Genomic DNA, 13,661 nt, shown 5'->3' with positions numbered 1-13,661 from the left:
CTCTCCTCACTCATTTCGCCATTGGTCTTTTGTTTGTTGATTATCTTGGAACCTTTTTCAGGCTTTGGAGAAACAAGTCTTCTACAAACAATAAATGCTCGGTCATCATCTCTTTTGCCGCCAAAGCATTGCCTAACTCTATGAATGAAACTAACTGTTCATGTTGCTGATTAATTTTTAAGATGGTTTGCTCTTGATTTTCAATATACCTATAAAAGTCAATCATCGTTTGTTTCATACTATCGGAGATAAATTCACTCAACTGAATAAAAATAACATTTCCTGTCGCAACTGCAATTAGCTTATGAAACTGGTAATCTGCTTCCCATCCATTCACATTCGTTAAAGAAAGTGTTTCCTTCATTTTGCTAATATCACTATTATTTCGAGTCTTCGCTGCGATTTCTACCATGCCTGTCTCCATGATTTTTCTTACCTGAAATAGTTCTGTTAAATCCTTAGTATCCACGGGTATGTTAGTCTGCTTAAAAAGCTTCGTTGAATCAAAACCGCATACATATGTGCCATCTCCTTGTTTTACATCAACGAACCCTTTTCCTTTTAAAACGGTAATTGCATCTCTAACAGCAGAACGCCCGACGCCAAATAATTCACAAAGCTCACGTACAGAAGGAAGCTTCTCCCCTGCTTGAAAGGTTCCATAGATAATCATTTTTTCTAACTGCTCCCCAACACGATCTGATACTTTTTTTATTTCCAGCTTCTCAATGACCATGCATGTCACCTACTTTAAGTTATCACCTATCTGACAAGTCCAATTTCTACTACCATTAAAGCACTCATTATAGCTGAAATCAATAAATATTTTGAATAGTTCAATAATTTTACACTCCTGTACTATATCAATATAATCATTATGAATAAAGGACTTGTCATATTTTCTAACTTATACTAATCACTGTATTATAACAACAAACCCGTTAACCTTAAACTTTCTAGAAGATTAAATGATTTGTAGTTATGAAAAAAGAGACCATCCTAAAATAAAGGAAGGTCTCTTTTTATCGTTTTACCAATACTATCAGATTATCTTGGAAACTCAGTTACTAAGTCAAAACGGTTGAAAACTCCTATTAAATGATTCTGTATGGATAGCCACTTGAATCGGTTAGGCAGGTATTCAATCGACAACTAAACTAATATACTCTAGGTCGTATAAATGACATGCGACAAAATGATTTTCAGAAACCTCTTGCCACCTTGGCACGGCTTCGGAGCAAACCTGCATTGCTTTCGGACAACGTGTGCGGAAGCGGCAGCCACTTGGAGGATTGATTGGACTTGGCACGTCCCCTTTTAAAATAATCCGTTCTCGCGTTCTTTCCATCCTCGGATCTGGAATAGGAATGGCCGAGAGAAGAGCTTGAGTATACGGGTGAAGAGGTTCGTCATATAATATTTCACTAGCAGCGAGTTCGATCATTGATCCTAAGTACATAACCATAATACGATCACTGATGTACTTTACCATGGATAAGTCATGTGCGATAAATAAATAAGTTAAATTTTTTTCTAGCTGTAAATCCTGCATAAGATTAACGATTTGCGCTTGAATAGAAACATCTAATGCCGCAATTGGCTCATCAGCGATGATAAATTCTGGCTCTACAGCAAGCGCTCTAGCGATTCCGATACGTTGCTGCTGTCCACCACTAAACTCATGGGGGTACCGATTTGCATGTTTTTTTGTTAATCCTACTGATTCAAGCAAACCATAGACTCTGCTCTCGATTTCCCGCTGACTTAGCTGCTCCTCGTGATTGTTAATCCCTTCTGCAATACTCTCATGTACCGTCATTCTGGGATTTAGAGAAGAGTATGGGTCCTGATAAATCATTTGCATCTTCTTCTTTAGCTTTTTACTTTCTTTAGCTGATTTTTTTTGACTAATATCCTCCCCATCATAAATAACTTGGCCTGATGTGGCTTGATATAATTGAATAATTGTCCGACCAGCTGTCGATTTCCCACATCCAGATTCACCTACTAATCCCAGTGTTTCCCCTTTAAAGATATCAAAAGACACATCGTCTACTGCTTTTAATACTTTTCCGTTACCAACATCAAAATACTTTGTTAAATGTTTAATCTCTATAATCTTTTCTTTTCCTCTCATCGATTATGCCTCCTACTACTCAACCTTGCCATTCTACTCGAGGTGCACGCTCATCTTCTAACCAGCATGAAACGGTATGTGTTTTGGATACCTGAGTTCTAATAGGATTATGATTGTGACAAACCTTCATTACATAGGGACAGCGAGCTGCGAAAGGGCAGCCTTCTGATAATCTACCTAAATCAGGTGGTGTTCCAGGAATGGGGATTAATCTTGTTGAACGGCTTGCATGCAATTTTGGCATCGACAATAATAATCCTCGTGTATAGGGATGCTTCGACTCATAAAAGATTTCATCGACTAAGCCTGTTTCGACTATTTCGCCTGCATACATCACAGCAACTCGCTGCGCCATACTAGCGACTAGCCCTAAATCATGGGTAATTAAAATTATCGCGGTTCCCGTTTTTTTCTGTAAATCTTTCATCAAATCTAAAATCTGTGCTTGGATGGTTACATCAAGGGCTGTGGTTGGTTCATCTGCAAGCAAAACATTCGGATTACAAGCTAATGCCATCGCAATCACCACTCTCTGCCTCATTCCACCTGAAAACTGATGAGGAAAGTCTGCCATTCTCTCGACTGCATTGGGAATCCCAACAAGCTCTAGTAGCTCGGTAGTTTTAGTAAACACTTCTTTTTTCCCAAGTCCCTGATGCTTTCTTAACCCTTCCATGATTTGTTTACCAATCTTCATCGTCGGATTAAGAGAGGTCATTGGATCTTGAAAAACCATCGATATTTCTGAACCACGGATTTTTTGCATGTCTTTATTTGAGTAGGTTAAGAGATTTTTTCTTCATAATAAATTTCCCCTTCGGTAATTCTGCTATTCTGCTTAGGTAATAGTCTCATCAAGGTTTTTGCGGTCACTGATTTTCCGGAACCAGACTCACCGACTATCGCTAACGTTTCCCCTTTTACAAGTTCAAAGCTAACCCCACGAACTGCCTTGATTTCCGCTTCATCATGCGTTTTAAAGGAAACATGAAGATTTTCTACTTTTAACGTCGGATTCTCCATACTGATCTCCCCTCTTACTTTCTCATTTTAGGATCTAGTGCATCACGGAGCCCATCACCTAATAAATTAAAGCTAATCATTACCGCACTGATCACAATCGCTGGAAATAGTAGCTTAAAGGAGAAGAAACGCATCGATTTATAGCCATCTTCAATTAAGACGCCTAAGGAAGCCAGTGGCGGCTGTAAGCCTAAGCCGATAAAGCTTAGAAAGGCTTCAAAAAATATCGCCGTTGGAATGGTGAACATCAGGGTAATAATGATGGCTCCCATCACATTTGGAAGTAAATGTTTCCAAATGATTTTAACATTCGACGTGCCAAGCGTTCTCGCTGCGAGGACATATTCCTGGCCCTTAAGCTGTAAGATTTGTCCTCGAACGACCCGGGCCATTCCTACCCAGCCTGTAATCACCATCGCTAAGATAATCGATGTAATACCGGGTTCAAGAATCAGGATGAATAAAATGATGACGATTAAATTAGGGATCCCAATTAGCACTTCTATAATACGTTGTAAAAATCCATCAACTCGTCCTCCAAAAAATCCCGAAATCCCGCCATACACCACACCAATAATCAGATCCAAGACAGCTGCCACAATCGCTATAAATAAGGAAATCTGGGTAGCCTTCCAGACTCTTGTCCAGAGATCACGACCAAATTCATCCGTACCAAACCAAAAATTACTGGTGACTTCTCGCGCCTCATATTGATCCTTCCCGTTCACATCCCTGCCATCAAACCCAAGCCAACCGAGTCCTTCGATCTTAGGAGGAAGGTTTGATAAAGCTAAGTCTTGATCATCAAATGAATGGTTGGATATAACAGGACCGAATAGCGCCATCAACGATAGAAAAATGATCGTTATCAGTCCAAGCAAGGATCCTCGATTTTTTTTCAACCTTCTCCACGCTTCATTCCAAAAAGTCACCGGTTCTTCAGCAAAATCCTCTAGGACCTTCTCCTCTAAAGGTGCTCGAACAAATAAATCATCTTCAACCTCTTGCTTTAAACTGCTCATCTTCACACCTCCCCTTTGATGCTGATACGGGGATCAATGAGTCCATAAAGAATATCGACGATGAAAACAATCGCGATAAATAAGGCACTGTACATTAAGGTAACACCCATAATGACGCTATAATCATTAACAAGAATAGATTTTGTAAACTGCTCCCCAAGGCCAGGTACCGTAAATATTTTTTCAATAACCAACGTCCCTGTCATTATCGCCACTGCAAGTGGTCCAAGCATCGTCACAACCGGAATAATCGCATTACGGATGATATGCTTGAAGACAACAGCTTTCTCACTCAGTCCTTTTGCTCTAGCCGTCACAATATAATCCTGACCTAATACTTCAAGCATTTCCGTTCGAATAAATCGTGCAACCGTTGCGATGACGGTAACTGATAAGGCCAATGAAGGCATGATGGTATTTTCATACCCCTCCCACAAGGCAGCTGGGAGCCACCCTAACTTCACCCCCACATAATATTGCAAAAGAGCGGCGAAAACAAAGGATGGAATCGACATACCCAATACCGCAATCGTCACAGAGCCATAATCTAAAAAGCTATTATGTTTTAATGCCGAGATAATCCCAAGCAGCAGACCTACGATCGCACCAAAAATGAGTGCTTGAGAACCGATTAAGACAGAAGGACCAATCCGTTCCCCGAGAATTTCGTTTACAGACCGTCCTTCATATTGATAAGAAATCCCCAAATCTCCCCTGGCAAGATCGCATAAATAGTTGAGATACTGTATGGCGACAGGCTTATTCAGGCCATATTTTTCATTCATAACTTCTAACTGCTCAACCGATAGTTTTTCAGGGTTAGTAAACGGCGTTCCCGGAAGATACTGCATTAAAAAAAAGGTAATAGACACAACGATAAACAGGGTTATGAACATATAGCCTAGACGTTTAGCTATATAGGTCTTCATCATTTCACCTCTTAATCTAGTTTTAGAAATTAAAATGATTTATGCGTTATTCAGCATCTATTTCCGTCCATTTAAAGGAAAAATCAGGTCCGCTTGGATGACGAACTAAGCCGTTTATAGTTGATCTTTGCAGGACAGCTAACCCTCTTTGATATAAGGGTGCAATCGCCGCATCTTCAAAAAGCATTTTCTCTGCTTCTAACATCATTTCATAACGCTTTGTCGTATCTTCTTCACTAGAAATGTTCTTCACCAGGGCATCATACTTAGGATTAGAATAATCCATACGATTCGCTGACCCTTTCGTGACCCACATCCCGATATAAGTCATTGGATCAATATAATCAGGTCCCCAAGCTGAAATGACCATTTCATATTCAAGTGCCGATTCAAGCTCATATCTTTGTTCTACAGGTACAAGTTTAAGTTTTATCTTTACTTGTGGTAAATTCTTTTCAAGTTGATTTTTAAGATATTCGGCAGTTTTGTCATTGCCTTCTACAGCAGAAACCGTCAAGGTAATATCCACTGAATCTTGACCAATTTCTTTTAAGCCCTTAGCGAGATACGCTTGCGCTTCCTTGATATCCCCGTGATTCAACTCTCCATTTAGTTCTCTGAAGTCTTTACCAGTTGGAGAAGTAGAGAAATTCTTTGGCACCAATCCATACAAAGCTAAAGAACCGTTGTTTAAAATACGATCAACATGCGCTTGCTTATCCCAACTCATATCTATCGCACGTCTGATATTCTTATTTCCTAAAGCTTTATGATTATGGTTAAAACGCAGAAAGAAAATTTCTGAATCTGCTAGTGTAATAAAATCCTTGTCATCCTTATACTGATCCACAGAAGCTGAGCTAAGATTAATACTATCGACCTTATTTGTATCATAAAGATTTAACTGGGTTGCAGCTTCTTTCACCACAAATACATTCACTTCATCTAATTTCACCGTATCAGCATCCCAATATTTAGTGTTTTTCTGATACTTCCAACTCGCATCATGTTTCCACTCTGAGAGGATAAATGGACCATTGTATAATAGATTATCAGCTTCTAAGGCATACTTTTCGCCTTGACTCTCCACAAACTTCTGATTTTGAGGTAAGAAGGTTGGAAAGGTTAATAATTGGCCAAGTAATGCATTCGGAGTGGTTAAGGTAACCTCAAGTGTTTTTTCATCAAGAGCCTTTACTCCTAGGGTGTCAGCCTGCTTTTCTCCTGTTACAATTTCGCTTGCATTTAATATATTTGCCGTTTCAAACATACTGCCATATTGACCTGTTTCTTTAAATACCCGTTGCCACGCAAAAACAAAATCAGCAGCGGTAACCGGATCACCATTACTCCAATTTGCATCACGGATAGTATAGGTATGCACTAATCCATCTTCGCTTACCTGATCATCCTTAGCCATTGCCAGCTCAGGCTCACTCGCTTTTCCCAAGCGATAGAGACCTTCATTAACATTGCTGAGCACCGTAAATGAAACATTATCATGAGCAAGAGAAGAATCCATCGTTGGGATTTCAGAAGCTTCGACCATATTCAATACTTGCTTTGCTTTAGTTGTTTTCGAGTTTTCATCATTTTCTGAAGTAGTATCCTTTGATGAGCTGAAATTACATCCAGTAAGTACCAGACCAACTAGTGTAAATAACATAAAAAGCTTTATCATTACATATTTACTCAATTAAATCTCCCCTTCCAAAAATAAATGGTGATATCTTGCAGGAAATAAGCCTAATAGAGAGATTTATAAAGATTAGTAATTATTACATGCTATAATCATAGATATTACGGGTTAGGAGTTGTCTACCATGCTTCGTTATATCTATATCCTTTGCGGAACCCTTTTTGTATCAACTTTGGTATCCCTCTTTACTCATTCTTTCAGCCTACTGGTTTGGATCAATACACTTTTTAATTTTTCATTGCTGTTAACAATTATTGGCGCCGCAATGCTAGTTATCCAAGGCGGTTTTTTCAACGCCATAATCAGAAGTTTCAGAACATTTTTCAGAAAGATAAATCCAATGAATCACGTGCTGGAAGAGATTGAAGGAAAAAAGCAGGAATCAACTTCCTATCCATTGACCTCCTTTAGTCTAACGCTTCCTTTGGTATATTCCGGTTTTGCACTTTTATTATTTTCAGTTATTTTTTCATGGTATATTTATTAAATTTGGCCGATGATTAAGAAAGTTATGATAAGCAAAACCTTTAACTTCCTCTTCCTTATAATGCTTTAATAGTTCGTTAATTAAATTTTGATACATCGCTGAGTTCTCTAAATCTTTAATGGTGACCTCCACTCCATCAAAGTCCGAGCCTAAGCAAATATGATTTACTCCTCCGATCGAACAGAATTGATCAATATGAGTAATCAAATCTCCAATGCTGACCATACCTTCAACTTTTAAATAAAGAGGGTAAAATCCGATGCCTACAAAACCATTCCGATTAAAAAGAGCTTCTGCCTGTTGATTAGATAAATTACGAGGATGGTCGTAAAGAGCCCTAGAGTTAGAATGACTAGCAATGGGATAGTCCGCAAGTTCCAATACACCCCAAAAAGATTTTTCACTTAGATGGGATACATCAGTCTGCACGAACACCTGATTGTTTAAAGTAACAACCATTTCACCTAACTCCGTTAAGCCCGCTCCTCTTTTTTCTTGTACTCCATCTGCACAGAGGTTAGCCCCGTTCCATGTTAACCCAATTGACATAATGCCCAAATGATAGAGGATTCTTAATTTAGTCAAATCATCACTAATAACATCTGCACCTTCTAATGTTAGCATCGCACCGATTTCATTGGGTTTGAGATTATCAAAATCGTCCCAACTGGTAATATGTTTCACATTTGAGTGTTTGGCCAAAATTTCTTTGTGAAAGATATCAATTTGCTCTAAAGCAACTTGAAATTTTTGTTCAGTTTTTATATATGCTGGAACAAAGATCGCAAAGCATTGCGCAGACACTTCTCCGGCCTGCAAGCGGCTTAAATTAGTATGAAGCTCTTGTGAATCACTAAATCTCAGTTCTTTAGGCTTATTCCATAAACGTACAAGCGCGTCACAATGTGTATCAATAATCTTCAAAAAATTTCATCTCCTTTGACTTCCAACATATGCCCAATAACCTAAAACCGAAGGTCAATCACTATTCTTATACAGCTTTCCTGTACTGTATAAATGGCCTATATAGAAGTTTCATTGAGACTCTTTAACTCCTTTCCCGGACAAATTTGTGAATTGAGAACTTTATAGAAATTGTAAAAATTTTTTAAATAATACAATATATTCAAGTTAGTTGTTCAAGTATAGCATAGTTTGAATGTTAGTTAGCAGAGTCCTTTCCACTTTAATTTAAATTAAAATAAGACAAACCCAGATGTAGCAGGCTTGTCTTGGTCGTAAAGATATACAGAACTACTTTACTTTTTATTCTATTTCATAGACCATCCAGTCAGATTCTTTTCCACCCATTTTGTTGTATAGACTTTGAGCGATTTGATTATCTTTTGCTGTTTCCCAGGTCATATAAGCAAATTTCTGCTCCCTGATATGCGTTAAACAGGTTGTGAACAATTCCTGTCCTGCTTTCTCCCCTCGGCTGGATTCTAAAACGAATAGATCATTTAAAATGGCAGCTCTTTTTACCTGAAGCGTACTAAAGGTGAAATATAATGTGGCAAAACCAATCAGTTTTCCATCTTTTTCTGCGACAAATTGTATTCCGGTGGCTGGATTATTTAAAAGATGAGTAATCAACTGCTTTAATTCTGTTTCATCGGGCTCGGGTTGTTTATAAAAGACTACTATGTATTGGACCATTAACTCGTATAATGGTGAGAGATCCCTTGTATCCGCTTTTCGGTATAACACCGTTGACAAATCCATCAGCTCCAGACTATTTACTTTTTTCCATTGGTTATAAAATACTATTTGCTCGCCAACGATTAACAGATTATTGATAATTCAGTAAATTTTATAGGTATGACTGTCCTATTATTCATCCCATCTTTCTAAATGTTTAAAGTCTTCTGACCCACTTTCTTTTGAATAACCACTTTGATAGATTTTGTCCTTTGCTTTTACCCTATAATAATAAGTAGCTTCCGGTTCGCTTTCAAAAGTCACGCTAATCGTATAGGGGTTTTGACTCTTATAATCATCTTCACGATGTGGAACTGTTGTTATTACCCATTTTCCATCGGGATAATGTTCTAACAGGTACGGTCTTAATAAGTTCACTTTCTTATCAATTTGAGTATCTATCCATAAAGGATGAACTACATAAAAAACACAGTACATCATAAGAGTCATTACAGCTAAATACCGGCTTATTGTACGCCAGTTGCCTTTTAGTAAGAATGAGAGGATTATGAATGAAATACTCACACATCCAATTGCCAGAACCTCTACTACTTCTTTTGGAGCCATGAAACCTCCTCCTTAAAAGCCTATAGCTAGTACATTCTATTTGCAACCGTTGTTTCCTCCTTGTAAAACAAAAAAAAACAAACCAGGTATAAACCAGGTTTGTTTTTGGTGGGACAGCTTAGCCGCGTCTTCCGCCTCTGCCGCCGCGTTTTGTTTCCGTACTGCGTTTAAGAGTTGTTAAGTTCTCTTCGCTTGTTTTTAAGAAGCGCAGCATTTTATCTTCAAAGTTCTCTTTTGGTTGGAACTTACCTTTTGAACGAACATCTTTAGAACGGCTGTCTCCTGGTCTTCCCGGACGTGATGGACGTTGGGAATAAGAAGAAGTTTGTCCTTCAGGTCTATCAATTGCTTTTTTTATCGACAAGGCTGTTTTACCATCTTTTTCGCTGATTACTTTTACTTCAATCTGGTCGCCTATTTTTAGATGGTCATTAACGTCTTTTACATAACTGTCGGCTACTTCACTAATGTGCACAAGACCGGTTAAGCCTCCTGGTAGTTCTACAAACGCACCAAAATTAGTGATACCCGTTACTTTACCTGTTACTTTACTGCCTACTTCGATTGACATGGAAATAATAATCCCCCTTAATAATGTTTAGCACACTTTATTATACCAAACTGAAAAACCAATTCCACTACTTTTACCTTAATTCCATAGATAAACTGCGAAATGTTCCATTTAAAGCACATTGATGATGCTTAACCAGCCCTTTATAGGTAACAAAAAAAATAATCAGTAAATCATCATAGTATTTTTTTGCCGTTTAATGACTATAAATGGACTTGCAAACAATTCATTCATGCACAAAAAAACGAAAAATTATACCTACCTCCATTATATATCAAATTATTCCCTTTACAAAGCCCTTATTAACATCCTAGGAATATTTTCATAATTGAAACGAAATAAAGTCCCATTTTTTTTATGGTGTGAATAGGAAAAATGGGGTTCATAATTGAACTAGTATAAGATGACAATTTTAAGGAGATGATGAATGAAAAAATTTAGCTTATTTGGAAAATTTACGATACAAGAAGGCAAACGTGAAACAATGGTAGATATTTTGTTGGAAGCAGCCGAATCTCTGAAAAGTCTTGATGAGTGTGAACTTTATCTTGTGAATATTTCTAATGACGATCCTCATTCTGTATTTGTTTATGAAGTCTGGAGTAATGAAGAAGCCCATCAGTCCTCTCTTACTAAGGAAGCAACCCAAACATTAATTACACGTGCTAGACCACTCATTACTGGAATGGAAAGAATAAATACGCTGATTCCGTTAGGTGGAAAAGGCTTTCCATCTAGTTAAACTGATTAAGAAAAATTAAAAGCGAGGATATAACCTGTGATGGTTTATCCTCGCGCTTTACTCGTCAAGCTTTTATAAGTCACTTGTATTAAACGTATCTCCGCCCTTTATTGTACCATTTTGGAAACCTTTATAGAACCAACGCTTTCTTTGTTCAGAGGTTCCGTGCGTAAAGCTGTCTGGGACAACATAACCACGGGATCTCTTTTGAATCGTATCATCACCCACGCCGCTCGCAGCTTTCAGTGCCTCCTCTAAGTCACCTTCTTCGAGAAGATTTTCGCCCTGTACATGATTTGCCCAAACGCCTGCAAGATAATCAGCTTGTAATTCTAATCGCACAGAATATTTATTGTATTCCTTTTCACTCACACTCGAACGACTCGGCATTTCCTTTTCTGATGTCCCTAGAAGAGTTTGAATATGATGGCCGACTTCATGGGCAATGACGTATGCCATAGCAAAATCCCCGGGTGCCTGAAATTGATTTTTCAGTTCTTGATAAAAACTTAAATCGATATATAATTTCATATCCCCTGGACAGTAAAAGGGTCCAACAGATGAACCAGCTGTTCCGCACGCAGAATCAACACTACCGCTGTACAATACCAGCTTTGGCTCTTTATATTCTAATCCTTGTTCACGAAATTCCTCGGTCCAAACTCGTTCCGTATCCGCAAGTACTACCGAAACAAATTGTGCAAGCTCTTTTTCTTCTTGCGTTTCCTCATATGGTGCGCTGTTGTTTTGATCAGTAGAGCCGATATTTCCTAATAATTCACCTGGGTCTCCTCCAAGTAGAGTAACAATAATTACAATCACTAAGCCAAGACCGCCGCCGATTCCAGCGATGCCCTTACCGCTCATCCCTCTCCGATCCTCAACGTTTGAGCTTGCTTGCCTATCCTTCCATTTCATACTACTTCCTCCTATGCGACTATATGTAACATGACTTCCCTCATTCTCTATACCCGCTGTTCAGAAGCAGGGAAACCTTTCTCGAAAATAAAGAGGACAGCAAATTCGGTATGACCCGTATTCACCATCCTCTTGGTTAATCTATGTAATTATTTTAGAATGATTCTACCTTGAATATCTGTTTTTTTCTTAACAGTAACTGTTTTAACTTTCCCAGTTTTCGATTTTCTTCCATCCATACTAAACCATTGTTCCATTTTAACATTATAGGTTTTATATTGATTTCGTATTTGGAATACCCCGGTTTTTCCCTTTGGAATTTTTTTAGAAATCGTAGTAGATAATGTCGATTCTTTTGTTAGATTCCCTTCAAGACCTACTTCAATTGCTTTAACTGGGATCCCTGCACTTGCAGTAATAGACCAGCCGCTTTTCGTTGAGTACTTCTTCTTCATAGTAGCTGCTCCAACAACTGTTCCTTTTTGACTTTTCCACTGGCTATACGATGTAGATTTATACGTTTTATTTCCCTTTTGCATCCAATAGGTGTAGGTTGGTTCATTTCCGCTCAAAGCTTCTGATTGAGAAGGAGCGACAAATACGGTTGATACGAGTAACACAAGCATAGCTATAACAAAATATACGTTCTTTTTCAAACAAACACACCTCATTTTATATAGTAGGAATTCAGGAAATTCATATTATAATACTATACTAATTAAATGAGGTGACATATAGGAACATTTACGTAATTACACCAGTATAAACCTACTTTGTAACAGATACTTTAATCCCATAAATAAAAAAGCTGCCAAAGCAACTTTATTATTTAAATGTAAATTCCTTACTTTCTGAAAGAACGTTTGGAATTTCTGATAGGTCCTGAACTGGTTTGTATAAGGGATGAGCTAGATCAATTTCATAATGATCTGCTTGCCAAGTGTCTCTCACAACATGAATCCCCATAATTTCGTTCTCTAGAGCAGGATAAATATCACTCTTTAACGAGTTTCCAATCATGGCATACTCATTATGGCCATGTCTATCCATAACGGTACGCAAGGTACTGGGTGTTTTATACGGATATACGTATGTTTCATCCATAAACTCCGCGACACCAGATTGTTCAATTCTTCTTTTTTGTACCGCTTCGTCACCTGCTGTTAAGATAGCCATCGAATATCCTTCATTCTTAAGCTGTTGGATTACCTCGACTGAACCCGGTACGTTTTCATACTTCCGGATATAGATATCCTGAACAACTTCCTTTATTTCTTGTTGAAGAGCATCATTCGACATCATTCCGTGCTCTTTAAAATATTCTGCAGAAGTAGTTAACCAGCTTTGTTCATATCTCGGTGGTAAAAAACCATATTTTTCAATTAAACTTATATCAATCATACGTTGTCGATTTAAAATATCATTCACCTGAAGGACGTCACCAAACAACTCCCTTGAGATAATCTCAGCACAAAGCGTATTTGATTTTTCAAATTCCGGATACGTGGTAATAATCGTATCGTCTAAATCCCAGATTAAGAATTTCTCTTTCATGATGCAGCAGACCTCCATTATGAATTTACAGAAACTACTTCAATAAACGAGTATAGCCTGTTTATCTTCCTATTCTACACCTTCTAGCAGAGAAAGCATTTACATTTGCTTATGAAACGAAGACATGATTTCATCCGCAACATCCTCAATTGACTTTCCATTCGTATATACCACATGCTTCGCCAACACTTTGTTTGATGCATGCTTAATAAAGTGTTCATTCATAGCTAAAACATCTTGATCCGTAGTAAACTCGCACAGCCGATTATTTAAAACCTTTATCGACTCCTCATCGTCTGGACTTGGAAGGA

14 protein-coding genes and 2 pseudogenes are annotated in these 13,661 nt (G+C 38.0%); 2 read left to right on the top strand and 14 right to left on the bottom strand.

From position 1 onward, the window contains the following. Window positions 1-40 precede the first annotated feature (40 nt). The 6 genes and pseudogenes from WYK_RS13915 to WYK_RS13890 all read right to left on the bottom strand — a co-directional run bounded on the left by WYK_RS13915 (window position 41) and on the right by WYK_RS13890 (window position 6,807). The gene (locus tag WYK_RS13915; RefSeq protein ID WP_040375084.1) at window positions 41-736 is read right to left on the bottom strand and encodes a FadR/GntR family transcriptional regulator; all 696 of its coding nucleotides are present in this window, start codon (window positions 734-736) and stop codon (window positions 41-43) included. Between the two features lie 405 nt (window positions 737-1,141). Beyond that, the gene (locus tag WYK_RS13910) at window positions 1,142-2,137 is read right to left on the bottom strand and encodes an ABC transporter ATP-binding protein (RefSeq protein WP_040375083.1); all 996 of its coding nucleotides are present in this window, start codon (window positions 2,135-2,137) and stop codon (window positions 1,142-1,144) included. A gap of 19 nt (window positions 2,138-2,156) precedes the next feature. Continuing rightward, window positions 2,157-3,160, bottom strand: a pseudogene (locus tag WYK_RS13905) (ABC transporter ATP-binding protein). Window positions 3,161-3,174: 14 nt separating this feature from the next. Beyond that, window positions 3,175-4,182 carry an oligopeptide ABC transporter permease gene (gene opp3C / locus WYK_RS13900; RefSeq protein WP_040375082.1) on the bottom strand — a complete coding sequence of 336 codons (1,008 nt, stop codon included), beginning with the start codon at window positions 4,180-4,182 and terminating at the stop codon, window positions 3,175-3,177. A 2-nt stretch (window positions 4,183-4,184) separates the two neighbouring features. Further along, window positions 4,185-5,111 carry an oligopeptide ABC transporter permease gene (gene opp3b / locus WYK_RS13895; RefSeq protein ID WP_040375081.1) on the bottom strand — a complete coding sequence of 309 codons (927 nt, stop codon included), beginning with the start codon at window positions 5,109-5,111 and terminating at the stop codon, window positions 4,185-4,187. Window positions 5,112-5,157: 46 nt separating this feature from the next. Continuing rightward, window positions 5,158-6,807, bottom strand: coding sequence for a peptide ABC transporter substrate-binding protein (locus tag WYK_RS13890; RefSeq protein WP_235782513.1), 1,650 nt, complete (start codon window positions 6,805-6,807; stop codon window positions 5,158-5,160). 127 nt (window positions 6,808-6,934) lie between these two features. Here WYK_RS13890 and WYK_RS26340 point away from each other — a divergent pair, with 127 nt between their 5' ends. After that, complete coding sequence (locus tag WYK_RS26340; protein WP_040375080.1) at window positions 6,935-7,297, top strand: DUF3899 domain-containing protein; 363 nt, start codon at window positions 6,935-6,937, stop codon at window positions 7,295-7,297. Here the strand turns inward: WYK_RS26340 and WYK_RS13880 are convergent. The 4 genes from WYK_RS13880 to WYK_RS13865 all read right to left on the bottom strand — a co-directional run bounded on the left by WYK_RS13880 (window position 7,280) and on the right by WYK_RS13865 (window position 10,136). Continuing rightward, window positions 7,280-8,221, bottom strand: a complete 942-nt coding sequence (locus tag WYK_RS13880; RefSeq protein ID WP_040375079.1) for a dipeptidase — start codon at window positions 8,219-8,221, stop codon at window positions 7,280-7,282. The two genes, WYK_RS26340 and WYK_RS13880, sit on opposite strands and share 18 nt — an antisense overlap. Window positions 8,222-8,563: 342 nt before the next feature. Continuing rightward, on the bottom strand, window positions 8,564-9,022 hold the full coding sequence (locus WYK_RS13875; protein WP_040375078.1) for a GNAT family N-acetyltransferase: 459 nt from the start codon (window positions 9,020-9,022) through the stop codon (window positions 8,564-8,566). A 108-nt stretch (window positions 9,023-9,130) separates the two neighbouring features. Then, window positions 9,131-9,565 carry a hypothetical protein gene (locus tag WYK_RS13870; protein ID WP_040375077.1) on the bottom strand — a complete coding sequence of 145 codons (435 nt, stop codon included), beginning with the start codon at window positions 9,563-9,565 and terminating at the stop codon, window positions 9,131-9,133. Between the two features lie 118 nt (window positions 9,566-9,683). Further along, window positions 9,684-10,136 (bottom strand): S1 domain-containing RNA-binding protein, encoded by a 453-nt coding sequence (locus WYK_RS13865; protein ID WP_040375076.1) that lies wholly within the window; start codon window positions 10,134-10,136, stop codon window positions 9,684-9,686. Window positions 10,137-10,563: 427 nt separating this feature from the next. On the opposite strand from WYK_RS13865, the gene WYK_RS13860 reads away from it, so the two are divergent. Then, window positions 10,564-10,878 carry a putative quinol monooxygenase gene (locus tag WYK_RS13860; protein WP_040375075.1) on the top strand — a complete coding sequence of 105 codons (315 nt, stop codon included), beginning with the start codon at window positions 10,564-10,566 and terminating at the stop codon, window positions 10,876-10,878. 72 nt (window positions 10,879-10,950) lie between these two features. Here the strand turns inward: WYK_RS13860 and ypfJ are convergent, their stop codons facing one another. The 4 genes and pseudogenes from ypfJ to WYK_RS24955 form a co-directional block, all read right to left on the bottom strand. Beyond that, a complete protein-coding gene (gene ypfJ / locus WYK_RS13855; protein ID WP_040375074.1) occupies window positions 10,951-11,796 on the bottom strand; it encodes a KPN_02809 family neutral zinc metallopeptidase in 846 nt (281 codons plus the stop codon). Between the two features lie 149 nt (window positions 11,797-11,945). Continuing rightward, on the bottom strand, window positions 11,946-12,452 hold the full coding sequence (locus WYK_RS13850) for a hypothetical protein (protein WP_040375073.1): 507 nt from the start codon (window positions 12,450-12,452) through the stop codon (window positions 11,946-11,948). A gap of 169 nt (window positions 12,453-12,621) precedes the next feature. After that, a complete protein-coding gene (locus WYK_RS13845; RefSeq protein WP_040375072.1) occupies window positions 12,622-13,350 on the bottom strand; it encodes an HAD family hydrolase in 729 nt (242 codons plus the stop codon). Window positions 13,351-13,449: 99 nt separating this feature from the next. Further along, a pseudogene (locus WYK_RS24955) lies at window positions 13,450-13,661 on the bottom strand (shikimate kinase); the annotation flags it as partial.

Source organism: Peribacillus psychrosaccharolyticus ATCC 23296, from assembly GCF_000305495.1.
Lineage (GTDB): Bacteria > Bacillota > Bacilli > Bacillales > DSM-1321 > Peribacillus > Peribacillus psychrosaccharolyticus.
Note: the sequence above shows the minus strand (reverse complement) of the source record. Positions and strands in the feature narration are given on the sequence as shown.

Coding starts and splice junctions, on each gene's coding strand:
- WYK_RS13915 (WP_040375084.1), bottom strand. CDS start 736: ATGGTCATTGAGAAGCTGGAAATAAAAAAAGTATCAGATCGTGTTGGG.
- WYK_RS13910 (WP_040375083.1), bottom strand. CDS start 2,137: ATGAGAGGAAAAGAAAAGATTATAGAGATTAAACATTTAACAAAGTAT.
- opp3C (WP_040375082.1), bottom strand. CDS start 4,182: ATGAGCAGTTTAAAGCAAGAGGTTGAAGATGATTTATTTGTTCGAGCA.
- opp3b (WP_040375081.1), bottom strand. CDS start 5,111: ATGAAGACCTATATAGCTAAACGTCTAGGCTATATGTTCATAACCCTG.
- WYK_RS26340 (WP_040375080.1), top strand. CDS start 6,935: ATGCTTCGTTATATCTATATCCTTTGCGGAACCCTTTTTGTATCAACT.
- WYK_RS13875 (WP_040375078.1), bottom strand. CDS start 9,022: ATGGATTTGTCAACGGTGTTATACCGAAAAGCGGATACAAGGGATCTC.
- WYK_RS13870 (WP_040375077.1), bottom strand. CDS start 9,565: ATGGCTCCAAAAGAAGTAGTAGAGGTTCTGGCAATTGGATGTGTGAGT.
- WYK_RS13865 (WP_040375076.1), bottom strand. CDS start 10,136: ATGTCAATCGAAGTAGGCAGTAAAGTAACAGGTAAAGTAACGGGTATC.
- WYK_RS13860 (WP_040375075.1), top strand. CDS start 10,564: ATGAAAAAATTTAGCTTATTTGGAAAATTTACGATACAAGAAGGCAAA.
- ypfJ (WP_040375074.1), bottom strand. CDS start 11,796: ATGAAATGGAAGGATAGGCAAGCAAGCTCAAACGTTGAGGATCGGAGA.
- WYK_RS13845 (WP_040375072.1), bottom strand. CDS start 13,350: ATGAAAGAGAAATTCTTAATCTGGGATTTAGACGATACGATTATTACC.